This is a genomic window from Stenotrophomonas sp. RIT-551 (genome assembly GCF_026241915.1).
In the GTDB taxonomy this organism is placed as follows: Bacteria; Pseudomonadota; Gammaproteobacteria; order Xanthomonadales; family Xanthomonadaceae; genus Stenotrophomonas; species Stenotrophomonas bentonitica_A.
This window is the reverse complement of record NZ_JAPJIU010000006.1, coordinates 76,208-99,669: the sequence shown is the minus strand read 5'-3', so window position 1 is coordinate 99,669 and position 23,462 is coordinate 76,208. Positions and strand designations below refer to the sequence as shown.

Here is a 23,462-nt window from a genome sequence, read left to right as displayed (position 1 = left end):
TGTGAGGTTGCCGGCCAGCGGCCGGCGCTACAGCGGTGGGATGTGCGGCGCCGGCGTGGGGCCGGCGCCTTGACCCCGGTCAGGCGGCGCGGCGCAGCGAGTCGGTCAGCGATTCGATGCTGGCGGCCTTGGGTTTGACCAGCCAGAACTTGCCCACGTAATCGCGGAACTCGTCGAGGATCTGCTGCGCCCAGATGCTGCCGGTCAGTTCGCGGTGGCGGCTGATCAGCGTATGCAGGTGCTGGCGATGGTTCTCGAAGCCCTCGGCGGAAATGCGGTGGATGTCGATCAGCTCGTGGTTGTAGCGGTCCACGAAATCACGGTCGATATCCAGCACGTAGGCCAGGCCGCCGGTGAAGCCGGCGCCGAAGTTGAGCCCGACCTTGCCCAGTACCAGCACGATGCCGTCGGTCATGTATTCGCAGCAGTGGTCGCCGGCGCCTTCGATCACCGCCAGCGCGCCGGAGTTGCGCACGCCAAAGCGCTCGCCGGCACGGCCCGCGGCGAACAGCTCGCCGCCGGTGGCGCCGTACAGGCAGGTGTTGCCGATGATCGCGGTGTTGCGCGCCTCGAAGCGTGCGCCACGCGGCGGACGCACCACCAGGCGGCCGCCGGCCATGCCCTTGCCGACGTAGTCGTTGGCTTCGCCTTCCACTTCCAGCTGCAGGCCACCGACGTTGAACGCGCCGAAGCTCTGCCCGGCGGTGCCACGGAAGCGCAGCGTCAGCGGTGCATCGGCCATGCCCTGGTTGCCGTGCGTGCGCGCGATCTCGCCGGACAGGCGGGTGCCGATCGAGCGGTCGGTGTTGTGGATCAGGAAGCGGTGTTCGCCGCCGAGCTTGCCGGCGATCGCCGGGGCCAGCAGGCCATCCATCTGCGTGGCCAGGCTGTCCGGCGATTCGTACAGGCGCTGCGCGGCGCAGTGGCTGCCGGCGTACTCGGCCGGGTTGAGCAGGCGCGACAGATCCACCTTGACGCCCGGGCGCGGCGAGACGTCCAGCTGCTGCAGCAGGTCGGTGCGGCCGACGATCTCGTCCAGCGAGCGCACGCCCAGGTAGGACAACCAGCCCCGCACTTCCTCGGCCAGCAGGCGGAAGAAGTTCTCCACGCGCTCGGGCAGGCCGGTGAAGTACTGCGCGCGCAGGCGCTCGTCCTGGGTGGCCACGCCGGTGGCGCAGTTGTTGAGGTGGCAGATGCGCAGGTACTTGCAGCCCAGCACGATCATCGGCGCGGTGCCGAAGCCGAAGCTGTCCGCGCCCAGCAGCGCGGCCTTGATCACGTCCAGTCCGGTCTTCAGGCCACCATCGGTCTGCAACAGGGTACGCCCGCGCAGGTCGTTGGCCACCAGTGCCTGGTGCGATTCGGCCACACCCAGTTCCCACGGCACGCCGGCATAGCGGATCGAACTGACCGGGCTGGCCCCGGTGCCGCCGTCATGGCCGGACACGGTGATCAGATCGGCGCCGGCCTTGACCACGCCAGCAGCAATGGTGCCCACGCCCGCATGACTGACCAGCTTCACCGAGACCAGCGCGGTGGGGTTGACCTGCTTGAGGTCATAGATCAGCTGGGCCAGATCTTCGATGGAGTAGATGTCGTGGTGCGGTGGCGGCGAGATCAGGCCGATGCCCGGCTTGGCATAGCGCAGCCGCGCGATCAGTTCGTTGACCTTGTGCCCGGGCAGCTGGCCGCCTTCGCCGGGCTTGGCACCCTGCGCGACCTTGATCTGCAGTACTTCGGCGTTGACCAGGTACTCGGCGGTGACGCCGAAGCGGCCCGAGGCCACCTGCTTGATCTTGCTGCGCTTCTCGGTGCCGTAGCGCACCGGGTCTTCGCCGCCTTCGCCGGAGTTGCTGCGCCCGCCAAGGCGATTCATCGCGATCGCCAGCGCTTCATGCGCCTCGGGCGACAGCGCGCCCAGGCTGATGGCGGCGGTGTCGAAGCGGCGGAACAGGTCTTCGGCCGGGGCCACCTGGTCCAGCGGGGTGGGCGTGGGCGCGGCCTTGAGCTGCAGCAGGTCGCGCAGCGCCGACACCGGCCGGCCATGCACGGCTTCGCAGTAACGCTGCCAGTCCGCGGCATCGCCACTGCGCGCGGCGCGCTGCAGGGTCATGACCACGTCCGGGTTGTACATGTGGTATTCGCCGCCGTGCACGTACTTCAGCACGCCGCCCACATCCGGGCGCAGCAGGTCGTTCCAGGCACGCACGGTGAGCTCGCGCGCTTCATCGTCCAGACGGGCGAAGCCGACGCCGGCCACGCGCGAGGCGGTGTCCGGGAAGCACAGGTCCACGACCTCGTCATCCAGCCCGACGATCTCGAACAGCTGCGCGCCGCGGTAGCTGGCCACGGTACAGATGCCCATCTTGGAGATGATCTTGGACAGGCCCTTGTAGATGCCCTTGCGGTAGCGGCGGCCGATCTGCGACTGCTCGCCGCCCTTGCTCAGCTGCAGGATGCCGCGCCGGCCCAGGTCGAACAGGGTCTGGTAGGCCAGGTACGGATACACCGCGGTGGCACCGAAGCCGAGCAGGCAGGCCATGTGGTGCGCATCGCGCGCGGTGCCGGTTTCCAGGATCAGGTTGACGTCGCAGCGCAGCCCGGCGTTGGAGAGGTGGTGATGCACCGCGCTGGTGGCCAGCAGGGCATGCACCATCGGCCGGTCGGCCACCGGATAACGGTCGCTCAGCAGCAGCATGACGATGCCTTCGCGTGCAGCCGTTTCAGCCTCGGCGCAGATGCGCTCGATGCCGGCCTTCAGGCCCTCGTCCAGGCTGTAGGACAGATCGATCAGCCGGTTCTTGTCGGCGTACTGCTCCATCTTGATCAGCTGGCGCAGCTTGCGCTGGCTGAGCACCGGCGAATTGAGGATGACGTGGTTCACCGTCTCCGCACCGGCATGGAAGATGTTGGTCTCCTTGCCGAGCTGGGTGGACAGCGACATGACGCAGTCTTCGCGCAGCGGATCGATCGGCGGGTTGGTGACCTGCGCGAACGCCTGGCGGAAATAATCATAGAGCGGACGGCTGTGCTGGCTCAGCACCGCCATCGGGGTGTCATCGCCCATCGAGCCGGTGGCTTCCTGCTCGGTCTCGGCCAGCGGGCGCAGGATCTGCTCGACTTCCTCGGTGCTGAGCTGGAACAGCTTGTGGTAGCTGCGCAGGGTGCGCTCGTCGAAGGGCTCTTCCACCAGCGACGGATCGATCAGCTCGGTCTGCAGGTAGGTCACGCCCTGCTGCAGCCACTGCTTGTACGGCGCGCGGCCACGGTTGATGCGGTCGATGGCGTCCGAGTCGAGCAGGTCACCGCGCTTGAGGTCGATGGCCATCATCTCGCCCGGCCCCAGCTTGCCCTTGCGCACCACGCGCTCGGCCGGCACTTCCCACACGCCCGCTTCGGAGGCGACCAGGAAGTGGCGGTCGGAGGTGAGCATCCAGCGCGCCGGGCGCAGGCCGTTGCGGTCCAAGGTACAGGCGGCATAGCGACCGTCGCAGGCCACGATGCCGGCCGGGCCATCCCACGGCTCGCTGTTGAGCCCGTAGAACTCGTAGAAGGCGGCCAGGTCGGGATCCTTGAACTCCAGCGACTGGGTCGCCGGCGGCACCAGGATGCGCAGTGCCTGGATCAGTTCCATGCCGGCGCTGACCATCAGCTCGAGCATGTTGTCCAGGCTCTGCGAATCCGAGCCGTGCATGGAGATCACCGGATCGAACTCGGCGATATCGAAGCGCGGGGTCTTCCACACCTTGCTGCGCGCCTGGGCCCAGCGGCGGTTGCCCTCGATGGTGTTGATCTCGCCATTGTGCGCGAGCATCCGGAACGGATGCGCAAGCGGCCAGCGCGGCAGCGTGTTGGTGGAGAAGCGCTGGTGGAACACGATCGCACTGGAGGCCAGGTCGTTGCGCTGCAGGTCCACGTAGAAGCGGCTGAGCTTGTCCGGCAGCACCATGCCCTTGTAGCTGATCGCATTCGGGCTGAGCGTGGTGACGTAGTAATCGGCGTGGTCGCGCAGCTGCTGTTCGCTGCGGCGGCGGGCCAGGAACAGGGCCAGGGTGAAGGCAGCCTCGTCCTGCGTGGCACCGGCATCGACGAACACCTGTTCGATATGCGGCAGCGTGTCGCGGGCGAGCTGGCCGCAGACGCTGGGGTCGGTGGGCACCACGCGCCAGCCGACCGGCTGGCAGCCGGCGTCGCGCAGCTGCTGTTCCAGCGTGTCGCGGCAGGTCTGTGCGGCGGTGGGGTCGTGCGGCAGGAACACCACGCCGGCGGCGAACCGCGCGCCAAGGGTGAGGCCAGCCTCGGCGGCGAGCGCGTTGAGAAACACGTCGGGACGGCGCAGCAACAGGCCGCAGCCGTCACCGGTGACACCGTCGGCGGCGACGCCGCCGCGGTGGGTCATGCGCGATAGCGCGGCGATAGCGGTGTCGACCAGCAGTCGGGACGGCTGGTCGTCGAGCTGGGCGACCATGCCGAAACCACAGGCATCTCGCTCATCTTGCGGGTCGTAAAGCCCTTGGCGGTTGCGGGGGGCCATCTCTGCCTCAATGTCGGGTGAGCGGCGACACTCGTCCCCGCTCAATCCGTTGAGCGCATCTGGAGGCACCGGATGACTCGACTAGAGCATAGTTGCTGCAACGCCGCAATACACGGTTGCAGGCGCAACCAAACCCTTGTGTTTCAGGGGTTTCCGCAGTGCCTGTTCAGCCGCAACGGACGCCGGCCACGACGTTCTTGGCATCCACTTCCACGTTCAACCGCTCGCCGATGAACTCCATCGTGGTCATGTCATTGGGCTTGAGCACGCGCAGGCTGCTGGCACCGGCATCCTGCTGGGCCTGGCTGCCGAGCTCGTCGGTGTAGGGCTGGCCGACCAGGCTCTGCACCTGGGTGGCATCGCAGTTGCCGACCGGCGGGGCTTCGGTGGCTTTGCCGGCTTCGTCGGTCGGCGCGGCAGCCGCTTCGGCGGCCTTCTGTGCATCGGTGGCGACCGCTTCCTGTTCGTCCATGGGCGGTGCGCTGCAGGCACCGAGGACCAACAGGGCGGGGAACAGGGCCATCAGCCCGAAAGAACGCCGCAGGCGGCGGAACGACAAAGACGACATCGGTACTCCAGGAAGCGAGCCAGTAAACCGGGGAGGATATCGCCAAGCGCGGTGTGAGGTGTTTGTGTTGCGTTATTGACGCGGTGCCGCACCTGCGGCGGCGACACTGCGCTTCCCTGATCCGCGTCGCGTCCATGAGCCCGAGCCGCACCGTCACCCCCGAAGCCGCCGCTGCCCGCCAGGCCGGCCTGCGTTACGTCAGCGATGAACTGCCCGGCATCGCCCGCCGCAAGGCCGGCAAGGGCTTCGCCTACCGCGATGCCGACGGCGCGGCGGTGCGCGATGCGGCCACCCTGGCCCGGATCCGCGCGCTGGCCATCCCGCCGGCCTACACCGACGTGTGGATCTGCGCGCTGCCCAACGGCCATCTGCAGGCCACCGGCCGCGATGCGCGAGGGCGCAAGCAGTACCGTTACCACGCGGATTGGGCGCGGGTGAGGGGCGATGGCAAGTTCGATCGCATCATTGCCTTTGGTACTGCCCTGCCCACGCTGCGCCGGCGCCTACGCCGCGATCTGAAGCTGCCCGGCTTCCCACGCGACAAGGTGCTGGCGATCGTGGTGGCGCTGCTGGCACAGACGCTGGTGCGCGTTGGCAATGAAGTCTATGCACGTGACAACCGTTCTTACGGGCTGACCACGCTACGCAACCGCCACCTCGCGCTGGTCAAGGGCGGCCGGGCGCAGATGCGCTTCCGGGGCAAGTCCGGGCAGGCGCATGAGGTGGATGTGGATGATCGCGAACTGGTCAAGCTGATCCGTGGCTGCCAGCAGCTGCCCGGGCAGGCGCTGTTCCAGTATCGCGATGACGATGGCGCGGTCCAACCGGTGGACTCGGGCATGGTCAACGACTATCTGCACGATGCGATGGGCGAGGATTTCAGCGCCAAGGACTTCCGCACCTGGGGCGGCACGCTGGAGGCGATCCGTCAGCTTGCCGTGACCGAGCTGCCCGAACCCTCCAGTGAGCGCGCGCTGGCAGCATTGCAGAAACAGGTGGTATGCGAGGTCGCCAACCTGCTGGGCAACACACCGTCGGTGTGCCGCAAGGCGTATATCGATCCTTGCGTATTCGATGGCTGGCGGGCCGGCTCATTGAAGGCCCTTGCCGGCCTGCGTGGCGAGCGCCAGTGGGAACTGGCCACGCTGAAAGTACTCAAAGCCGCGCGGCGCGCCGTCCGGCGTACCCGCGCGGGATGAGCGTAGCGATCAGCCGCAATAGATCGCGGTGATGTTGTTGGTATTGCCGGTTTCGATGGTCAGCCGCTCGCCACCGCTTTCCGCACCGGTGGTGGATGGCACCGCGCCGCTGGCGGTCGGGCCGCTTTCCAGGCGCTGACCGCGCAGTACGATCACTTCCAGGCTGTCGCTGTCCACGCGCGCCCTTTCGACGGTTGCCGCCGACGCCGCCAGCCCGGTCGCACCGCGGACCTTGTCGATATGGCACTGGCCGGAAATGACGCCGTCGATCGGCTGGACCTGCGCGACGGGGGTGCTGCTGCAGGCGGACAAAGCGAGGACGGCCACAGCCGCGGACAGGTAACGAAGCATGCGACGCACTCCATGGGAATTGCGCTCAGGGTGCATCGGCGCCCGTATGCAGCGGATGAATCCTCTACACGGTGTGGGCACGCTCCATTCACCGTGCCTGGCCGCCCGGTTGACCATAGTGGAGGTGCGCACTGCCGACACGGGATCCCCGACACGGCGCGCATTCGAGTTTGATCCACGCATCTGATCCGGCAACAGGAGTCGAGCATGGCCACGGCCAAAACCCGTAAGACCACCAAGACCCCCACCTCCCGCAAGCGCCCGCGCCCGGCCGACGCAGCCGCGACCGCGGCCGAACCGCGCACCCGCACCCCGGTCGTCAAAACCGCGACCCGCAAGGCCGCCGCCACCGATCCGCGCGCTGCGCGCGTGGCGGCCCGCCAGCGCCGTCTGCAGGACCAGGAAAAGGCCAAGGACGCGCGGGCGGCGAAGAAGGCCGCCAAATCCACGACCAAGAAGGCGACCCAGGCAGGCCCGCGCCGCCAGCCGGAGAAGATGCCTGCCGAACAGTTGGCCAAACCCGGCAACGAACACGCGATGCAGCTGGCCCCGCGCTTCCTGGCGCCGGATTACCAAGGCAGCGGCAAGCTCAAGGGCAAGCGCGCCATCATCACCGGCGCCGATTCCGGCATCGGCCGCGCGGTGGCCGTGCTGTTCGCCCGCGAAGGCGCCGATGTCGCCGTGCTGCACCTGGATGAAAAGAAGGACGCCAAGATCACCCGCGAGCACGTCGAGAAGGAAGGCGCCCGCTGCCTGGTGATCGCCGGCGACGTGCGCGACCCGGCGTTCTGCAACAAGGCGGTCAAGCAGGTGGTCAAGGCGTTCGGTGGGGTGGACATCCTGGTCAACAACGCCGCCTTCCAGCTGCATTGCGACCGCCTTGAAGACCTTGAGGACGAGCACCTGCAGGAAACCCTGCAGACCAACATCGGCGGTTACATCCAGATGGCGCGCGCGGTGCTGCCGCACCTGGGCGAAGGCGCCTGCATCATCAACAGCGGCTCGGAAACCGGCCTGTTCGGCAGCAAGTCGCTGGTGGACTATTCGGCGACCAAGGGCGCGATCCATGCCTTCACCAAGGCGCTGGCCAGCCAGCTGCTGCCGCGCGGCATCCGCGTCAATGCGGTTGCGCCCGGCCCGGTCTGGACCCCGCTGAATCCCGCCGACAAGAAGGCGCCGGACGTGGCCGAGTTCGGCCAGGACAGCGACATGGGCCGACCGGCGCAGCCGGAAGAGCTCTCGCCGGCGTACGTGTTCCTCGCCTCGCCGATCACTGCCAGCTACATCAGCGGCGTGATCCTGCCGGTGATGGGCGGGCCGCGCGGCTGACGGTCGGCACTGGCGCACCCGCGCCGTAGAACGCGGCGATCTGCGGAATGAAGTTCTGCAGGTTGGCCCCGACCAGGTTGGTCAGCACCACGATGGCCAGCCCCTGGTCGGGGTAGACAATGAACGCCCCAAGCGCCCTCACTGCCATCGTTGAGCCGTTCCGGGGTCCACATCCGGCGGGTGCTGGCGGCGTTGATCCCGGCGACATCGAACTGGCGCGCCGCCACGTAGCGGTCGTACGGCATGGCCGACTGCGCGGCGATGATCCGTGCGAGCAGCACCTATGTGACCACGGCGGAATGCCGCAGCTCGAAGGCTTGGATGCGGGCCGGGACGGAAAGGTTTAAGGCCACGCGCGGGGGACATGACGGCCGAACGACCGTTCGTCGGCGCGCGCCATCCGGCACTTGACTACACCTGTAGTCACTGGCACGGTAGCGACACGTGTAGTCATAGGGAGTGCGCCATGCGCGGCAAGACCATCGGGGACCAGGAACTGGCCCTGCTGCAGTACATCGCGGAACAGGACCGCCCCAGTGTCGGGGAGGTCGCCACCGGCTTCGGGGAGCCGCGCGGGCTGGCACGCTCGACCGTGCTGACCATGATGGAGCGCCTGCGCGCCAAGTCGTACCTGAGTCGCAAGCAGGTGGACGGCGTGTACCGCTATGCCACCACCAGTGGCCAGGACAGCGTGGTGCAGGGCGCCGTGGCCAGCTTCGTGGAGAAGACGCTGCAGGGCTCGGTCTCGCCGTTCGTTGCCTTCATGTCGCACAAGGTGGATGTCAGCGATCAGGAACTGGCCGAGCTGGAAGCGCTGGTCGCACAGTTGCAGTCACGCAAGCGGGAGGGCTGAGCCATGGGCACGATGATGAGTGAGCTGTTGATGCGGCTGGGCTGGACCAGCGTGCAGAGCGCGGTGCTGGTGGCGCTGGTGTGGGGCGTGTGCCGCCTGCTGCCGCAGCTGCCGGCCGCCACCCGCTGCCGCCTGTGGTGGCTGGTGGCCGCACAGGCGGTACTGGGCCTGGTGTGGAGCAGCCCGCTGGAGTTGGCCGTGCTGCCCGCACCGGCCACCATGACGGCACCGGCGGTGGCGTTGCCCGCGTTAGATGCCGCCGTGCAGGCGGCCCCGGTCGCCTATGCGCCGGCCGCGGTCGAGACGGCGACGATGGCGTGGTCCTGGCCCTCGCTGCTGCTGGCCTTGTGGGCCGCCGGCGTGCTGTTGATGGTGGCGCACAGTCTGCGGGGCTACCGCGCCAGCCGCGCGCTGGTGCGCAGCGCCACCGAGTGCACCGACGCCGGGCTGCAGCAGGCATTGCAGCTGGCTGCCGAAGCCCATGGCCTGCGCCGTGCGCCGCGCCTGAAGCTCTCCGCGCAGATCCGCTCGCCGCAGTTGATCGGTCCGTGGCGGCCGGTGCTGCTGTTGCCGGCGCGCGAGCTGCCGGCGATGTCGGCCGACGACCTGGACATGGCGCTGACCCATGAGCTGATCCATCTGCAGCGCCGTGACCTGTGGTGGGGCCTGCTGCCGGCGGTGTCGCAGCATCTGTTCTTCTTCCATCCGCTGGTGCATGTGGCGGCGCGCGAATATGCGTTGGCCCGCGAAGAAGCCTGCGATGGTGCCGTCGTGGCCGGGCATGGCCATTGCCGCCATGACTATGGCCGCCTGCTGGTGCAGCTCGGTGTCGCGCCGCGTCCTGCGGTGGGCGTGGCCAGCGCCTCGCCCAACCTGCGCAGTCTCAAGCGCCGCCTGGTGACCCTGCAGCAGACCCGCAGCGTGCCGCGCGTGGCTTCGTTGGCGATCACCGCGTGTTTCGTGGTGGTCGGCGTGGCGCCGCTGCGTCTGGTGGCTGCACCGCCGCCGCCGCCGGCCGCGCCCCAGGCACCGGTCGCGCCCAGTGCACCCACCCCGCCGGCAGCGCTGCCGGCGCCGGCACCGCGACCGGCCCCTGCGGCGCTGCCCGCGCCCGAGCCTGTTCCCGCGCCGGAACCGCTGTCTGCCCCGGAACCGCCGGCCGCGCCTGCCGCACCCCGTGCGCCGGAGCCGCCGAAGGATCTGGACGACGGCATGTCCTACGTCACCCACGGCCGGCTCGACATCAGCCGGCAGCCCGCGCAGGCCTTCGTGCTGATGGGTGGCGACGACAACTTCGTCGATGCGTCCGTCGCCGACCTCAAGCAGGCCCGACGCGACGTGGGCGGCAGCGCGCCGGCGCTGTGGGTACGCCGTGGCCAGGCGCGCTATCTGATCCGCGATCCTGCCGTGCTCAGCCAGCTCAGCCGCAGCCAATCGGACGTGGCCGCGCTGGGCAACGCACAGGCTGAACTGGGCGACCGCCAGGCCGTGATCGGGCAGCAGTTGGCCAAGGTCTCGATGCAGGTCACCGCAGACGCTCTGGCGGCGGTGGATGTCGAGGCGGTAGCCAATCACGTCACCCGCCAGGCCGGCCTGGATGCGGCCGCCGAGGCCAACCAGGCCGCTCGGCAGGCGCGTGCGGCGTCAGCCAGCGCCAGCCAGGCAGCACGCCAGGCCCGTGTCGCCACGGCCGAGGCGGTGGATGCCCGCCAGATCACCCTGGTGGCACGCGAGCAGGCGCAACTGGGCCGCGAACAGGCGCGTCTGGCGCAGCAGCAGAGCCTGGCCTCGGCCCGCGCCGTGCGCGAGGTCCGCACGGCCATCGATCAGGCGCTGGCCAGCGGCAAGGCCGAGCGCCTGCGCGACTGACCCCGCCTGCCTGGCACGGCGGCCCGCAGATGATGGCGGGCCGCCGCCTTCAGTCGCAGCACGCGGCAGGGTTCAACCGGTCACCCGCAGTTGGCGCGCACGATCCTGTTCTGCGCGTCCACTTCGATGCTGAGCCGGTCTTCGCGGAAATCCATCGTCATCGCCATGCCCGGCTTGAGCACGCGGGCGTTGCGCGCACCGCTGTCCTTCACCGCTTTCTGGATCACCGCCTCGGTGGCGGTCTGCCCGGTCAGGCCGGTGAGTTTTTCCGGGTCGCATTGGGAGGCGCTGCCAGCCACCGCGGGTGGCGCGGTGGAGGTGGGGCTGTCAGCCGGCGTCGCCGCCGTCTTGCCGGGATGGCTGCACGCGGCCAGCGGCAGGGCGCAGCCCAGGGCGAACAGAAGGTTCAGACGCATGTGGTGGTCCTCCCACGGTAAGGACCCGCAGTGTCCGTGGGCCGGCCTTTACACCGCGTCAATGGCCTGCAGCGCCAACGTCTCCCGATCACGCTGTTCCTCTGCCACCAGCCGTCGCATCAACAGCGCCAGGGTCACCACGTCCTGGTGGTTGTGCTCGGCCACGCGGCGCAGGTTCACCGCGCTGCCCCCGCGCAGGTAGTTCAACCACGCCGCCGGGGCTTCCGAGCCGGGCAGGTCGTCTTCGCGCACGATCTGCAGCAGCTGGCGCTCGATCGTGGCCAGCCGGCAGTTTTCCCAAGTGCCGCGATAGCGGCGGCGGGTCGGGAACAGCAGGTCCACGTGATCCAGCGGGGTAATCGGGCAGCGCTGCCGCGCCAAACGGTAGCGGGTCTTGAGCAGCGGGGCGTCGTAGCAGCGCCCGTTGTAGCTGGAGAACACCGTGGTTGGCCGCAGCCACCCGGCGAACTCGCGCAGCATCGCGGTTTCGGCGGCCATCGTGGTCATCAGCAGCTGGCGGATGCGCAGGCCATCGCCGCGCTCGGGATGGGCGTGCCAGTCCGCCGCGCCGATCATGAAGGCGCGGGTGCCGGTGCCGCCGGCCAGGCCAGTGGTTTCGGTATCGAAGAACAGCAGGTCCTGTGGCTGCACCTGTTCGCCCTCGCGCTTGGCGAAGGCGAGCGACAAGGGCTCGGTGGGAATGGCCTGGGCGACGAACGACTCGATCAGGAACAGGCCCGGCGCGATCTCCTCGCCCGGTACATGGCGGTCCTTGGCGTTCTCGCGCGGGTGGGCGGTGCTGAGGCTCCGCTCGCGCAGGCCGAGCAGCCGGCGCAGGCCACCGATCTCGGGCTTGCGCAGCGCGGGCGCCGGGAGGACAGGCGCTGCCGGTGCGGTACCGCGTGCGGCCTCACCGGTGGGCTTGTGGCGGATTTCCTGCTCCACCCAGCCGAACACGGAGGCGGGCGCGGGCGTGCGCGCACGCGCGTCGTTGGCGGCGGTCGGGAGGGGCGCTGGGGCGGCGCCGCCGGCAGCGATGGTGTCAGCCGCACCGGATCGGCCAGTGGCGTTGAGGGCCGGATCGCGGGCCGGCGCCGGCGTTGCATCACCGGCCTGCCGGCGCAGCAGGCGCAGCTTGTCCAGGCTCAGGCTCACGGGGCGACCATCTCGGCGCTCTGGCGCTCACGCTCGGCGGCAGACGGCAACGCCGCGCTGTCGAACAGCGCCAGCACCTTCAGGGCCAGTGCCTTGGGCGTGGTGGCATCGTCTTCCTGGCCGGCCAGGACCGGCCCCACGCAGGCGGGGCAGCCGGCCTTGCAATCGCAGCCCTGCACCAGCTCGCGCGCGCGCAGCAGCAGCTCGGCCTGGCGCAGCCACAGCGGCTCGCTCAGGCCCACACCGCCGGGGAAGTTGTCGTACAGATACACCGTGGGCACGAACTGCTGCTGCAGCTCGATCGCGCTGGCATCGAACTCGGCGCCCCGCAGCTGCCCGCGGCCACTCTGGTCGGCCACCGCGAACCACGTGCCATCGCCATTGCCAACCGCCTTCTGCAGGTCACGCGCATCGGCCATCACCGCCACCGTGGCGACGATGTGCAGCGCATACGCCGCCCCGAGGAAGCCGTCCAGCGCTTCCTGCTTGCTGTCGAACGCGGTCAGCAGCAGCGCCTGCGGCAACTGCCACCACACCGCCGTGGTGTGCAGCTCCTGGTCGGGCAGATTGACCGGGCCGTAGCCGATGTTCTCATGGGTGTAGTAGCGGATCTTCTTGTAGCCGGCCACGCGGCGCACCACGTGCACTTCGCCGTGGTGCGAATCGCCGCGCCCGGCAATGCAGCCATCGAAGCGGTCCAGCACCTTGAGCTTGGTGAAGTCGATGCTGTCGGTGTAGTAGTCCACGTGGGTACGCGTGACATAGGCCTTGCGGCCTTCCCAGTCCAGCCGCTCCACCTGGTAGGGCGTGGACTGCACCATGTGGATGGCACCTTCGTACAGCGTCAGCGCGGCGGCGGAGTAATCCACCTCGGCGATGATCTGCTGCTTGCCGTCGCTGCGGTCCACCACCACGAAGTTGCCGTCGGCGACCGAGCGCAGGCTGACCGCATTGGCCGGGTAGCTGTCGGCGATCCACTCCCAGCGGTCGCCCTCGCGATGCACGACCTCGGTCTCGGCCAGCGCTTCCAGGAACACCAGCGGGTCGATCGGCCCGAACGGATCGCCGGCCAGGAAGGGCAGCTCGAAGGCGGCGCAGCGGATGTGGTCGAACAGGATCAGCGGCTGGTCCGGTGCGATGCGCGCATGCTCGGGCGAGGCCTCGGCGAAGAAGTCCGGATGGCGCACCACGTACTGGTCCAGCGGCTGCGAGCTGGCCACCATCACCCCCAGCGCGGGCTGCTGGCGACGACCGGCGCGGCCGAAGCGCTGCCAGGTCGCGGCGACGCTGCCCGGATAGCCGTTGAGGATCACCACGTCCAGGCTGCCGATATCCACGCCCAGTTCCAGCGCCGAGGTGCTGACGATGCCGTCGATGTGCCCGGCGCGCATCGCCCGCTCGGTCTCGCGCCGCTCGGTGGGCAGGTAGCCGCCGCGGTAGGCGCGGATGCGGGCCGGCTTGCGCGGGTCGTGGTCGAAGATGTCCTTGAGGTACTTGGTCAGCACTTCGACCATCAACCGGCTCTGCGCGAAGATCAGCGTTTTCAGGCCGGATTTGATCGCGATGCGGGCAATGCGGTTGCTCTGCGAGCGGGCGGACGCACGCAGGCCGAGATCGGCGTTGACCACGGGCGGATTCCACAGCAGCACGTGCTTGGGCCCGCTGGGCGCACCGGATTCGGTGATTGCGGTGACCGGCGCTTCAATCAATGCCTCGGCATGCGCCTGCGGGTTGCCGATGGTGGCCGAGCACAGGATGAACTGCGGCTCCACCCCGTAGAACGCGCAGATCCGCTTGAGCCGGCGCAGCACGTTGGTAACGTGGCTGCCGAACACGCCGCGGTAGGTGTGTACCTCATCAATCACCACATAGCGCAGGTTCTCGAAGAACTGCGCCCATTTGGTGTGATGCGGCAGGATCGCCTGGTGCAGCATGTCCGGGTTGGAGACCACGATGTCGCCGTGCAGGCGGATCGCCTGGCGCGCATCGCCTGGCGTATCGCCATCGAAGGTGAAGGCTTTCACGCCCAGGTCGCCGGCGCGGTTGAGCTCCAGCAGCTCGGCCACCTGGTCCTGGGCCAGCGCCTTGGTCGGGAACAGGTACAGCGCCTTGGCCTTGCCCTGCATCGCCGCGCTGACCACGGGCAGGGTGTAGCACAGCGACTTGCCGCTGGCGGTGGGGGTGACGATGGCCACGTGCTCGCCGCGCTGGCTGGCCTCCCAGGCCTGCGCCTGGTGGCTGTAGAGCTGCTCAATGCCGCGCGCCTTCAGCGCATTGACCAGCGCGGCGGGCACATCGGCCGGGATCGGCGCGTACTGGCCCTCGCGGGCGGGAATCGTGAAGCTGCCGGTGATGCGGTCGTTGTAGCGGCGCTGCAGGCGTGCGGTCAGCAGCGCACCATCGCGCGAGGGCAGCCCATCGGTGGTGGCGAGGCGGCGTTCGGCGTCCTCGGTCCGCTTGGCGAGTTCGTAAGCCATGGTCACAACGGTCTGCAAAGGACGCTATGGAAACATGACCGCGTCTCAATGTCTGAGACATCGCGATGCGGGCCGGTGAATGGTTCAGTGCCCGCCGCGCCGGCCGGACAGGTGCCATCAACGAAACCTGACGCCGGCCTCCGTATGCTTTGAGGCCAGCCCGCAACCAACATGGATGGAGTCGCTGTGGCATTACGTGGAGATCAAGGTGCAGCGTTGCTGGCCGGCCTGGTGCTGGCCGCTGCCGTGCAGGCACAGCAGGTGGCGCCACCCGACCCCGTGGAGCCGCCGCCTGCGCCGACGCAGGGGGATGTCACCACGCTGGGCGAGGTGCGTGCGCTCAGGCCCGACGACGAGCCGCTGGATCTGTACCGCTTCAAGAATCCGGTGCAGGTGCAGCCGAACCGCTTCAGCCGCACCTGGAGCGAACCCCCCTCGCCCGAGCAGGTCGGCATGAGCGGTGGCTATCTGATGATGGGCATCAACAAGGGGCTGGCCGCGGCGGCGCAGGGTGTGAACAAGCTCACCGGCGGACCCGACCAGATCCAGTCCGCGAGCGCCCGCCCACCGCCGGAGTTGACCGACGACGAGCAGCGCCGGGCACAGCAGGTGTGTGTGCAGCAGGGGGGATGCCCGGCGCCGCCGGCGCGCTGATCTGGCAGGGCAGCCGCTCGGCCAGTATGCGCAGGCGCGGCAGCCTGCGTGATGGCGAGCAGATCGATCAGGGCGGATGTCCTGGGAGCGCAGCGGGTGTGTCAGGTTTTCCGCGGATCGGCGGTCTTCAACAGGACGCACGCCCACAAGGAGAGCCGCATGCTTACCCCCGACACCGTTATGCAGTTGCGCCAGGCAAGAACCTGGTCCGTCCATCGCCTGTGGCACTGGTTCGCCGCGGCCTGGCAGATGTATCGGCACGCGCCGCTGCGCTGGTTCGGCCTGGCACTGGTGCCGATGGCGGTCGAACTGGTCCTCCAGCTGTCCATTCCGGTGGCCGGCGTGGTGCTGTCCAAGCTCGTGGTGCCGATCGCGTCGGTGTGGTGCCTGATCGTTATCGATCAGCGCGTCCGCAACGGGCGCTTCGGTTTGAGGCAAGGCGTGGCCAGAATGTGTCAGCTGCGTGGCCGTCTGTTGCAGGTGGCGCTGCTCGCATCGGGGGTATTCGCCTTCCAGATGGCCGTGGTGTGGATGTGGGTCGGGCCGTCGGTGGCACTCGGCATGGCAACAGCAGACCCTGCTGTGGTCACCCAGCTCACCCGCCTGCATTTGGCCGCCGTCTTCGCGGCGGGGACGTTACCCGGCGTGCTGCTGTTCTTCACCATACCGCGGGTGGTGCTGGACCGGGTGGGCGTGGCGGAGGCTCTGCGCGAGAACGTTCGCCTGCTGGGTGCAGCCTGGCGACCCATTGCGCTCTACCTGGGGCTGTCGATGCTGCTGGTGGGCAGCGTGGTGTTCCAGCCCTGGGTCCTGTTGCCGTTGCTACAACTGGGATATGTGGGCTATTGGGCCTATCGCGATGCATTTGATTCCGTCGCCGTTGCCTGAGCCACCACCTTGCCGCTGCCAACCTCCGCTGACCTGCAGTCCATCCTCCGTGAGCACTGGCCAATGCTGAGCCGGCTGGCGTACAGCTATACGCGCGATATCGCCCGCCGCGATGACCTCCTCCAGGAAGTCAGTATCGCGGTATGGCAGGCGCTCCCGCGCTGGCGGGGCGAAGGTTCGTTGCGGGCGTTCATCGCGCGTGTCGCCCACAATCGATCCGTTGACGTCCTCGCCATAGAGCAACGCCTGTCGGCCCGTGTTCTGGACGACGGCTGGCCCGATCCGAACGCCGATCCGCTGCGCCATGCAGAGGCACAGCAGCAGCGCGATGAGCTGTTGAGCGCCGTAATCAGTCTCCCGCTCGGCTACCGGCAAGTGGTGTCCCTCGCATTGGAAGGATTCTCACACCGCGAAATCTCCGACGCGCTGGGGCTTGAAGAGAACGCCGTCGCCCAGCGGCTCAGCCGGGCGAGGCGACAACTGCGGGACCTGATGGGAGCTTCGCCATGAATGCGATCGACGACGAAAACACCGGTTGGGATGCGTTGGCGACGCGCTGGCAGGCACAGCCCAGTGCAGCACCCGATGTGCAGGCGCTGGAGCGCGAGGTCCATCGCCGGAGCCGCCGCCTGCGTGTTGCCTGGAGCATTGAGGGCGTGCTGGCCGTGCTGTCGATCGGCAACTGCGTGCGGGCCCTGTCACTGGGCGAGCGATTGCCTGTCCCTGCAGGCCTGGTGTGGTTCCTGATGGCATTGGTGATCGCCATGACCGGCTGGACGCTGTGGCAGCGCCGACGTCAATGGCGTGCGCAGGCGCTGGACGCACGCGCACTGATGGCCTTCGAACGAGAGCGCTCACGCACTGCGCTTCGCATCTGGCGCGTCTCGATCTGGGTCAGTGTGGCGCTGTGGACGGCGATGGTGCTCTGGGCATTGCTCACGGCGCAGGGTCGCATGCCGATGGTGCAGGTTGCACCGCCTGCGCAGTGGGCCTTGAGCATCGTCGTCAATGCGCTCGTCGTAGCAGTGTTTGCTGTCGCTGCGTGGGTGATATGCCGCCGGCACCGGCAGCGGCTGCAACGGTTGCATTCAATGGAGAAGATGATGGACGTCGACTGAGTTCGGCAGGCGGCATTGCAGCCACCCGGGCGGATCACGGCGCGAGGGCGGCCACCCGCCGCCGCTCCAGCCACCACAGCAGCCCGGCCGCCAGCACGAAGGCGAGCAGCCATGGCCAACGCGGTCCTGGCGTTTCGATCACGCCGGCCGACGTTGCCGCGGTGCCCACGGCCAGACGCTGTGCGGTGGCCTCCCGCAGCTGTTGGCGATGCAGCGATCGCGCAGTGGCCGGATCGAACACGTAGAACGCGTGGCGGTTCTCACCCTGCTGCAGCTGATGCCAGCCGGCCTGCGTCGGCCAGTAGCCGGCGCAGCGTTCCGCGCCGCTGGCCGGATCGATGCGCAGCGCAATGCGCGCGCCATCCGGTGCGCGCACCTGTGCAGGTTCCCGCAGCTGGCACAGCGCTACGCGCTCGCCGGCCCACGGGGTATCGGAGTCGACGCGTGGTGCATCTGCGGCGGGAAGTGGGCGGGCCACGCTGGCCAGCACGGTGCTCCACAGCTCGGCGTGGCGATCGTCGCGACCGGCCAGCACCAGTCGATAGCTGTCGGTGACCGGCAGCAGCGCAACACGGCCCCGGCCCAGCGGGCGATAGCCGCCGATCGCATTGCCCTTGTCATCGTGCAGCAGCGGTGTCGCGTCGTTGACCGTCACACCCAGTCGCTCCAATACCGGCACGCTGGCCTGATGCGAGGCGGTGTCGGCTTCTTCGATGTAGGCCGTGGTGTCCGACGCGGGCCGCTGGGGACCACGGCGTGCCTGGAGCAGGGCGGCATCGGCGTCGGCCGGCAGTGTCAGCGGGGTGGCCTGGTTGTTGCCGCTGATGGGCATCCCCCAGCTGCGCAGCGCTTGGCGCGTGCTGTCGTTGAGGGGGCCGCTGGTGCGGACGAGCACGCCCAACCCACCGCGGATCGCCTGCTGCAGCGCGCTGCGTTGCGCCGCCGACAGCCCGGCCAGACTGCGCTCATCGAGCAGCACGGCATCCGTCGCCGCCAGCGTCGCCGCAGTGAGCGCGACGGGTGCATCGCCGAGCGACACCCCACCGCCGGCATGGGCGTGCGCTTGTACGGCCAGCCCCGCATCGGTCGCCCAGCGACGCAGGTACTTCAACTCGGGCCCCGGCGCACCGGCCAGGATCAGCAGCCGCGGCGCTGCCGCGCCCACGGTGTCCACCGGTACCTCCAGCGTATCGACCACGTGCTGCCCGGCATCCAGCAGGCGCAGACGGAACGTGCTCTGCCCCGGCACGCGCGCGACACCATCAAGCTGCACGCGACCATCGGCCCCGGGCATTGCGCGGTCAACCACCAGCCCGGCCGGGTCCACCAGCTCGGCGCGTGCGTTCGGCACGCCCTGCGCACGCGCGTTGACGGTGAACACCGCACCGGGCGCAGCAACCGGTGGCGGCTGCAGTGCGATCCAGCCCTGTGGTGCGCTGGGCCATTCGATACGCACGCCACGGGGCAGCGCGGCATCGCGATCGCGGGCCGACAGGCCATCGCCGATCAACCGAAGGGAGGTGGGACCGGGATGCTGGCGCAACACGGTGGCCAGGTCGGGCGCGGCGAGGGCGTCTGCCACTTTCGTCGCTTCCGGCAGTGCGACCACGGCCTCGCCCGGCGCCGCTGACCAGCGCACCTGATCGGCCGCGCCAGTCAGCACGGTGAGCTGGCCGCCGGCCACGCGCTGCATCGGTGGCACCAGGGTCAGGTAGAGCAGCACGGTCGCCACGGCCTGCAACACCAGCAGGCTGGCGAACACACCGCGCCCCCGCGCCGATCCGCGCCATTGCTGCCAGCACAGACGCGCGCTGCTCAACAACAGCACGGCGAACAGCGCGATCAGGATCCAGCGCGGTTCGCTCACGGGGTGGCCTCCAGTGCATCCAGGTAGCGCTGACCCATGGCATCGGGGGCGTTGCGCCGGGCGACCTGCGGCAGTGGCCGCAGCAGGGCGCGCCACAGCTGCGCACGCAGGGCCTGGTGGCAGTCGGCGCAGTCCGGGGTGATGCGCAGTGTTTCGATGGCGCCGGCCAGGCTCAGCGGGTCCGGCAGGCGCGCTTCATTGCGTCGCAGCCAGTGGGTGAGTGCGTCCAGATCCGGCGCGCTGGCCGGATCGGCCAGCTGCTGCCAGACCTGCACGATGGCCTGGTCGGGTGCCTCCAGCGCACGCAGTGGCAAGGTGCGGCTGGCCAGGTCGGCGCGATCGCCGCTCATGCGTCGGCTCTCGTCGATCGGCGGCAGTTCCGGGCCGACCCGTGCCAGGTAGATGCGCTCGGCCTGCTGCACTTCCTTGATGAAGCCCAGCGCCTTGTAGGCGTAGGGCAGGGCACGCTCGGGCTGGCCCTGGCGCAGCTCGCCTTCCGACGACCACATCTGATCGAGCGCCGCCTTCAGCGTGGCGCGCGTCTTGGGATCGAGCAGGGTGGCGGCCTCGGCGTGATCGTGGGTATGGCCGTATTCGGCGAGCACGTCGGTGGCGCTGCCGAACACCGGGGCGCTGCCGTCGGTCGGCGCGCCATGATCATGGTCGTCGTGGCCGGCCTGCGCCTGGGTCCTGGCATGGTCGCCATCGTGATCGTGATCGTGATCGTCATCGTGCGCGGCCGCTGGTGTGTCACTGGTCGGCAGGGCATCGCTGGTCGGCGGTGGCTTGGCCCCGCCTTCGCTTTCCTCGCCGAGGAACTGGCCATAGCGCAGGCGCAGGATCCGCTGGTCCACGCCGATCGCATCGGCACGCTTCACGAACTCCTCCGCCGGCAGCTGGCGGCGCTGTTTGATCAGCGCTTCGGCGTCGATGATGATCTGGCGCTGGCTGCGGAAATACGCGGGCAGGGTCTTCTTGACCATGCCCTCCATGTCGGTGCCCTGGATCTCCGCGGCGCTGGGCAGGCGCAGGATCACGCTGCTGCTCTGGGCGCTCTGCGCGCCGGGCGTGTGGGTGTCGCGCACGGTCAACTGCGCGATCACATCGTTGCCTTCGGTGGCGCCCAGCGCGGCGAGATCGAGCGTGCGCGCGAAGCGCCGCTGCGTCGCCGGTCCGGTGCCGGCGAGGTTGAAGGTCTGCTCGCGGAAGGTGATGTTCTCGCCGCTGCCCTGGGCCAGGGTGACCTTCAACTGTGCCGTGGCAACCACGCCGTAGTCGTCGGTGGCCTCGAACTGCAGCGGCCACTGGCGTTGGCCGGGTGTCCCCAGCACGAGACTACGGTCGGGCGCGATCACGCGCACCACGGGCGGGCGATCGGGCACCACATCGAGCCGGTACAGGCGGGTGTCGCGCAGGGCAGGCTCGGTGACCACGCGGTACAGCGCCGGACGCGTGGCGGTCCACTGCGCGGTCCATTGGTCGCCATCGCGTTGCAGCGCGATGCGCTGGCCATCGTGGAACTGGAGCGCAGCGGCCTGCGGTTGCGCCGAGAAGCGCAGCGACCAGTGCAGGCGGCTGTCCTGCGGGACCTTGCCATCCAGCGTGCTCTGCACACGCGCGGCCTGCCCGGTGTAGGCCGGGGCAGTGATCTCCAGCCGGGCGGAACGCAGCTGCGGTGGCTGCGCGGGTGTGGCCGGCGGTGCCGCCGCGCCCGGGAACAGGGGCGCCGCGTTATGGCCGCGTGGCCAACCCAGCGCCAGTGCCATCACCACCAGCGACGTGATCACCGAGGCCAGCAGCCAACGGCGCGGCCAGCGTGGCCGCAGTTCGGGCATGCGCGCCTGCAGGGCGGCGGCGACATGCGTGCGCTGCCGCTTCTGCAACGGGTTCAATGCCGCCGGTGGGGCAAACAGCAGGTCGGCACTGTCCTGTGCGACCGGATGGTCGTTCAACCGGCGGACCAGCCATTGGCGATCCAGACCACGTGCGCGCCAGGTCGCCACGCCGGCGCTGACCAGCAACGTCAACAGCAGGACTACCGTAGCCGCGTTGAAGCCGGCCAGCCGCCACGCCACCGCGCTGATCGCCAACGCGACCGGCACCGCGAGCAGGGTGGTGATCCACCACTGGCGCCGGCGCGCGCGCTGCCAGGCGTGCTGGATGGCAGCGTTCATGCGCCGGCTCCGCGGCGCGGTGAGGTCGCGATCACCCGTTCCAGCGCGAACAGCAGCACGATCAGCGCCAGCAGCCAGGGGCTCAGCTCGCGCGGTGCGGGCAGCGGCGTGGCGCCGCCGCGCAGCGGCTGCTGTGTCGCTGCCGCGGCGAGGGTCGGCGGGGCGGGTGCGGCGAGGACGGCCAGCAACTGGCGCGGGAAGCCGGGATCGCGCAACACCGGCAGCGCCGTCGGTGTCAGCGGCGACGCGAAGCGCAGCAGGCGACCCTGTGCTTCGGACCGCTGTTCCAGCACCACTGCACCGTCTGCATCGCGCAGGACGGGCATCCAGCCGGCCTCCGCAGCACCGGGCGCGACCAGTACGCTGCCGCCCTGGTGCAACCACGCCTGCCAGGCAGCAGGCAGCGGCGCAGCGGCGAGCCACACGCCGGTCTGCCCAGCATCGGGGGCGGTACCGGCACCGCGGGCAGGAGACAACGCCTGGTTGGACCAGGCACGCTGCAGCGCGGCCAGCACGCGCTGCTCGCCTTCTGCGATCTCGCCACCGACCTGCAGCACCGGCGGTGCGGTGGTGCGAGTGCTGGCCGGCGCCAACGGCACCGGCCGCCAATCCACGGCACGCGACAGGCGCGGGCGCTCGCCATCCAGCCCGGGCATCGGGTCGGGCACGTACACCGTCAGCGGTGCGCCGGCAGGCAGTGTCTGGTCCAGCTCGCGCAGCAGGCTGGACAGCGGTTGCGTGGGCGCCGGGGCGGCATCGGCCAGTGCGGGGAAGCCCGGAGCCAGCCAGCGCCAATCTCCCTTCGCGTCCTGGCCACGCAGGGCCGTACCGCCCAGACCAGGGGCGACCACCGTGACCGGGTGGATGTCGACGGCGCCACCGTGCAGCACCGGCCGCGCCAGCAACAGGGCCAGTGCAGCCAGCAGCAGCAGCCGCACCAGCAGCAGCGGCCACGCGTCGAAGCGGATCTTCTGGCGCGGCCGGATCCGGGCCTGCAGCCAGCGCAGCGCGGCGAAGTCGAGTGGCGCGTACTGGTGCCGACGCGCCAGGTGGATCAGGAGCGGGACCAGCCAGGCCGCCAGTGCCAGCAACCCCAGTGGAAACAGCAGGCTCACGCGCCGCCTCCGGCACCGAGCAGCGCACGCAGCGGCTGATCCAGCGGCTGGTCGAGATAGCCGGTGGCATGCACGATGCCGCTGCTCTGCAATCGCGCCTGCAACGCGCGCTGGGCGGAATCGAAACGGGCCAGGTATTCGGCACGGATCGCACGGCCGTCGCCCAGCAGCTCATCGCCGGTTTCCGGATCGCGGAAACGGTGGCCGTCGGTGAACGGGAAATCGCGCTCTTCGGCGGTCAGTACCTGCAGGTGCAGCACCTCGCGGCGGGCGGCGGCCAGCCGCTCCAGCAGCACGATGCCGCCCTCGTCGAAACCGTCGCCCAGCGCGACCAGCAGGTCGCCGGCCTGCACCCGCTCCCAGACCGGGGCCAGGGAAGTGACCGGCGGCCACGTGCCGCTGGCCCGGAGCTGGCGCAGCAGCAGGTGCACGCGGTCGCGCTGGCGCGGGCCGTGCCCGGCGGGGACCAGTTGCACGCCCTCGCCGCTGATGGCGATCACGCCGAAGCGGTCGCTTTGCTGCAGGGCCAGTTCGACCAGGCAGGCGGCGGTGGCGCAGAGGTGGTCCAGGCGCGACCAGTCCGGTCGCGCACGGTCGCTCTGGCGCGCCGAGGCGGTCGCATCGATCAGCACCCAGGTCGTGATCGGGCTTTCGCGTTCGGATTCACGCACGAAGAAGCGGTCCGAGCGCGCGTAGAGCTTCCAGTCGATCTGGCGAAGTTCGTCACCCGGCTCGTAGGCGCGGTACTGCGCGAACTCCAGCCCGGCGCCGCGGCTGCGGCTGGCGTGCTGGCCGATGCCGTGCGCGCCGCGTGCACGCCGTGGCAGCAGCCGCAGCGCCTTCAGGCGGCTGCGGACATCGGCGGGGATCGCGATCGGTGCGTTGCGGCTCACGG

Annotated in this window: 19 protein-coding genes; 8 read left to right on the top strand and 11 right to left on the bottom strand. The window is 69.5% G+C overall.

Annotated features, from left to right (window positions below; all coding sequences use genetic code 11):
- Positions 1-79: 79 nt before the first annotated feature.
- Positions 80-4,534, bottom strand: coding sequence for a glutamate synthase large subunit (gene gltB, locus ORK51_RS09480; protein WP_266084793.1), 4,455 nt, complete (start codon positions 4,532-4,534; stop codon positions 80-82).
- A 166-nt stretch (positions 4,535-4,700) separates the two neighbouring features.
- Positions 4,701-5,057: an I78 family peptidase inhibitor gene (locus tag ORK51_RS09475; protein ID WP_237393594.1), complete on the bottom strand. Its 357-nt coding sequence runs from the start codon at positions 5,055-5,057 to the stop codon at positions 4,701-4,703.
- Between the two features lie 179 nt (positions 5,058-5,236).
- Here ORK51_RS09475 and ORK51_RS09470 point away from each other — a divergent pair, with 179 nt between their 5' ends.
- A complete protein-coding gene (locus ORK51_RS09470; protein ID WP_266084792.1) occupies positions 5,237-6,301 on the top strand; it encodes a DNA topoisomerase IB in 1,065 nt (354 codons plus the stop codon).
- Positions 6,302-6,310: 9 nt separating this feature from the next.
- Here ORK51_RS09470 and ORK51_RS09465 read toward each other — a convergent pair whose 3' ends face one another.
- Positions 6,311-6,652, bottom strand: a complete 342-nt coding sequence (locus ORK51_RS09465; RefSeq protein ID WP_019184131.1) for a hypothetical protein — start codon at positions 6,650-6,652, stop codon at positions 6,311-6,313.
- Positions 6,653-6,859: 207 nt separating this feature from the next.
- Between ORK51_RS09465 and ORK51_RS09460 the strand changes: the two genes are divergently transcribed.
- Positions 6,860-7,981, top strand: a complete 1,122-nt coding sequence (locus tag ORK51_RS09460; RefSeq protein ID WP_070426338.1) for an SDR family oxidoreductase — start codon at positions 6,860-6,862, stop codon at positions 7,979-7,981.
- Here the strand turns inward: ORK51_RS09460 and ORK51_RS17870 are convergent.
- On the bottom strand, positions 7,938-8,129 hold the full coding sequence (locus ORK51_RS17870) for a hypothetical protein (RefSeq protein WP_323054016.1): 192 nt from the start codon (positions 8,127-8,129) through the stop codon (positions 7,938-7,940). The genes ORK51_RS09460 and ORK51_RS17870 overlap by 44 nt on opposite strands.
- 318 nt (positions 8,130-8,447) lie before the next feature.
- Between ORK51_RS17870 and ORK51_RS09450 the strand changes: the two genes are divergently transcribed.
- Both ORK51_RS09450 and ORK51_RS09445 read left to right on the top strand, forming a co-directional pair.
- Entirely contained in the window at positions 8,448-8,834 is a 387-nt protein-coding gene (locus ORK51_RS09450; protein ID WP_019184134.1) for a BlaI/MecI/CopY family transcriptional regulator, read from the top strand.
- A gap of 3 nt (positions 8,835-8,837) precedes the next feature.
- Positions 8,838-10,703, top strand: a complete 1,866-nt coding sequence (locus ORK51_RS09445; RefSeq protein ID WP_266084791.1) for a M56 family metallopeptidase — start codon at positions 8,838-8,840, stop codon at positions 10,701-10,703.
- Between the two features lie 80 nt (positions 10,704-10,783).
- On the opposite strand, the gene ORK51_RS09440 is transcribed toward ORK51_RS09445, so the two are convergent.
- From ORK51_RS09440 to ORK51_RS09430, 3 genes are read right to left on the bottom strand one after another with little or no spacing between them, the layout of a single operon-like run.
- Entirely contained in the window at positions 10,784-11,119 is a 336-nt protein-coding gene (locus tag ORK51_RS09440; RefSeq protein ID WP_019184941.1) for an I78 family peptidase inhibitor, read from the bottom strand.
- 48 nt (positions 11,120-11,167) lie between these two features.
- Complete coding sequence (locus tag ORK51_RS09435) at positions 11,168-12,274, bottom strand: ribonuclease H-like domain-containing protein (protein WP_070426341.1); 1,107 nt, start codon at positions 12,272-12,274, stop codon at positions 11,168-11,170.
- Positions 12,271-14,751: a DEAD/DEAH box helicase gene (locus ORK51_RS09430; protein ID WP_266084790.1), complete on the bottom strand. Its 2,481-nt coding sequence runs from the start codon at positions 14,749-14,751 to the stop codon at positions 12,271-12,273. The genes ORK51_RS09435 and ORK51_RS09430 overlap by 4 nt, the downstream gene beginning before the upstream one ends.
- 171 nt (positions 14,752-14,922) lie before the next feature.
- On the opposite strand from ORK51_RS09430, the gene ORK51_RS09425 reads away from it, so the two are divergent.
- From ORK51_RS09425 to ORK51_RS09410, 4 genes are all read left to right on the top strand, one after another.
- Positions 14,923-15,405, top strand: coding sequence for a hypothetical protein (locus ORK51_RS09425; protein ID WP_261997899.1), 483 nt, complete (start codon positions 14,923-14,925; stop codon positions 15,403-15,405).
- Positions 15,406-15,564: 159 nt separating this feature from the next.
- Positions 15,565-16,293, top strand: coding sequence for a DUF2189 domain-containing protein (locus ORK51_RS09420; RefSeq protein ID WP_266084789.1), 729 nt, complete (start codon positions 15,565-15,567; stop codon positions 16,291-16,293).
- A 9-nt stretch (positions 16,294-16,302) separates the two neighbouring features.
- Positions 16,303-16,803 carry an RNA polymerase sigma factor gene (locus ORK51_RS09415; protein ID WP_266084788.1) on the top strand — a complete coding sequence of 167 codons (501 nt, stop codon included), beginning with the start codon at positions 16,303-16,305 and terminating at the stop codon, positions 16,801-16,803.
- Complete coding sequence (locus tag ORK51_RS09410; RefSeq protein ID WP_266084787.1) at positions 16,800-17,411, top strand: hypothetical protein; 612 nt, start codon at positions 16,800-16,802, stop codon at positions 17,409-17,411. Before ORK51_RS09415 ends, ORK51_RS09410 begins: the two co-directional genes overlap by 4 nt.
- Before the next feature lie 34 nt (positions 17,412-17,445).
- On the opposite strand, the gene ORK51_RS09405 is transcribed toward ORK51_RS09410, so the two are convergent.
- Genes ORK51_RS09405 through ORK51_RS09390 form a run of 4 tightly spaced genes read right to left on the bottom strand, consistent with a single transcriptional unit; the run spans position 17,446 to position 23,460 of the window.
- Positions 17,446-19,278, bottom strand: a complete 1,833-nt coding sequence (locus ORK51_RS09405) for a hypothetical protein (RefSeq protein WP_266084786.1) — start codon at positions 19,276-19,278, stop codon at positions 17,446-17,448.
- The gene (locus ORK51_RS09400; protein ID WP_266084785.1) at positions 19,275-21,452 is read right to left on the bottom strand and encodes a hypothetical protein; all 2,178 of its coding nucleotides are present in this window, start codon (positions 21,450-21,452) and stop codon (positions 19,275-19,277) included. The genes ORK51_RS09405 and ORK51_RS09400 overlap by 4 nt, the downstream gene beginning before the upstream one ends.
- A complete protein-coding gene (locus tag ORK51_RS09395) occupies positions 21,449-22,567 on the bottom strand; it encodes a BatA domain-containing protein (protein WP_266084784.1) in 1,119 nt (372 codons plus the stop codon). The genes ORK51_RS09400 and ORK51_RS09395 overlap by 4 nt, the downstream gene beginning before the upstream one ends.
- Complete coding sequence (locus ORK51_RS09390) at positions 22,564-23,460, bottom strand: DUF58 domain-containing protein (protein WP_266084783.1); 897 nt, start codon at positions 23,458-23,460, stop codon at positions 22,564-22,566. Before ORK51_RS09390 ends, ORK51_RS09395 begins: the two co-directional genes overlap by 4 nt.
- Positions 23,461-23,462 lie beyond the last annotated feature (2 nt).

What these genes read in the sequence shown, in the direction of transcription:
- ORK51_RS09470 (WP_266084792.1), top strand. Translation starts at nt 5,237, where the DNA reads ATGAGCCCGAGCCGCACCGTCACCCCCGAAGCCGCCGCTGCCCGCCAG.
- ORK51_RS09445 (WP_266084791.1), top strand. Translation starts at nt 8,838, where the DNA reads ATGGGCACGATGATGAGTGAGCTGTTGATGCGGCTGGGCTGGACCAGC.
- gltB (WP_266084793.1), bottom strand. Translation starts at nt 4,534, where the DNA reads ATGGCCCCCCGCAACCGCCAAGGGCTTTACGACCCGCAAGATGAGCGA.
- ORK51_RS09440 (WP_019184941.1), bottom strand. Translation starts at nt 11,119, where the DNA reads ATGCGTCTGAACCTTCTGTTCGCCCTGGGCTGCGCCCTGCCGCTGGCC.
- ORK51_RS09450 (WP_019184134.1), top strand. Translation starts at nt 8,448, where the DNA reads ATGCGCGGCAAGACCATCGGGGACCAGGAACTGGCCCTGCTGCAGTAC.
- ORK51_RS09425 (WP_261997899.1), top strand. Translation starts at nt 14,923, where the DNA reads ATGGATGGAGTCGCTGTGGCATTACGTGGAGATCAAGGTGCAGCGTTG.
- ORK51_RS09460 (WP_070426338.1), top strand. Translation starts at nt 6,860, where the DNA reads ATGGCCACGGCCAAAACCCGTAAGACCACCAAGACCCCCACCTCCCGC.
- ORK51_RS09420 (WP_266084789.1), top strand. Translation starts at nt 15,565, where the DNA reads ATGCTTACCCCCGACACCGTTATGCAGTTGCGCCAGGCAAGAACCTGG.
- ORK51_RS09400 (WP_266084785.1), bottom strand. Translation starts at nt 21,452, where the DNA reads ATGAACGCTGCCATCCAGCACGCCTGGCAGCGCGCGCGCCGGCGCCAG.
- ORK51_RS09410 (WP_266084787.1), top strand. Translation starts at nt 16,800, where the DNA reads ATGAATGCGATCGACGACGAAAACACCGGTTGGGATGCGTTGGCGACG.
- ORK51_RS17870 (WP_323054016.1), bottom strand. Translation starts at nt 8,129, where the DNA reads ATGGCAGTGAGGGCGCTTGGGGCGTTCATTGTCTACCCCGACCAGGGG.
- ORK51_RS09430 (WP_266084790.1), bottom strand. Translation starts at nt 14,751, where the DNA reads ATGGCTTACGAACTCGCCAAGCGGACCGAGGACGCCGAACGCCGCCTC.
- ORK51_RS09475 (WP_237393594.1), bottom strand. Translation starts at nt 5,057, where the DNA reads ATGGCCCTGTTCCCCGCCCTGTTGGTCCTCGGTGCCTGCAGCGCACCG.
- ORK51_RS09465 (WP_019184131.1), bottom strand. Translation starts at nt 6,652, where the DNA reads ATGCTTCGTTACCTGTCCGCGGCTGTGGCCGTCCTCGCTTTGTCCGCC.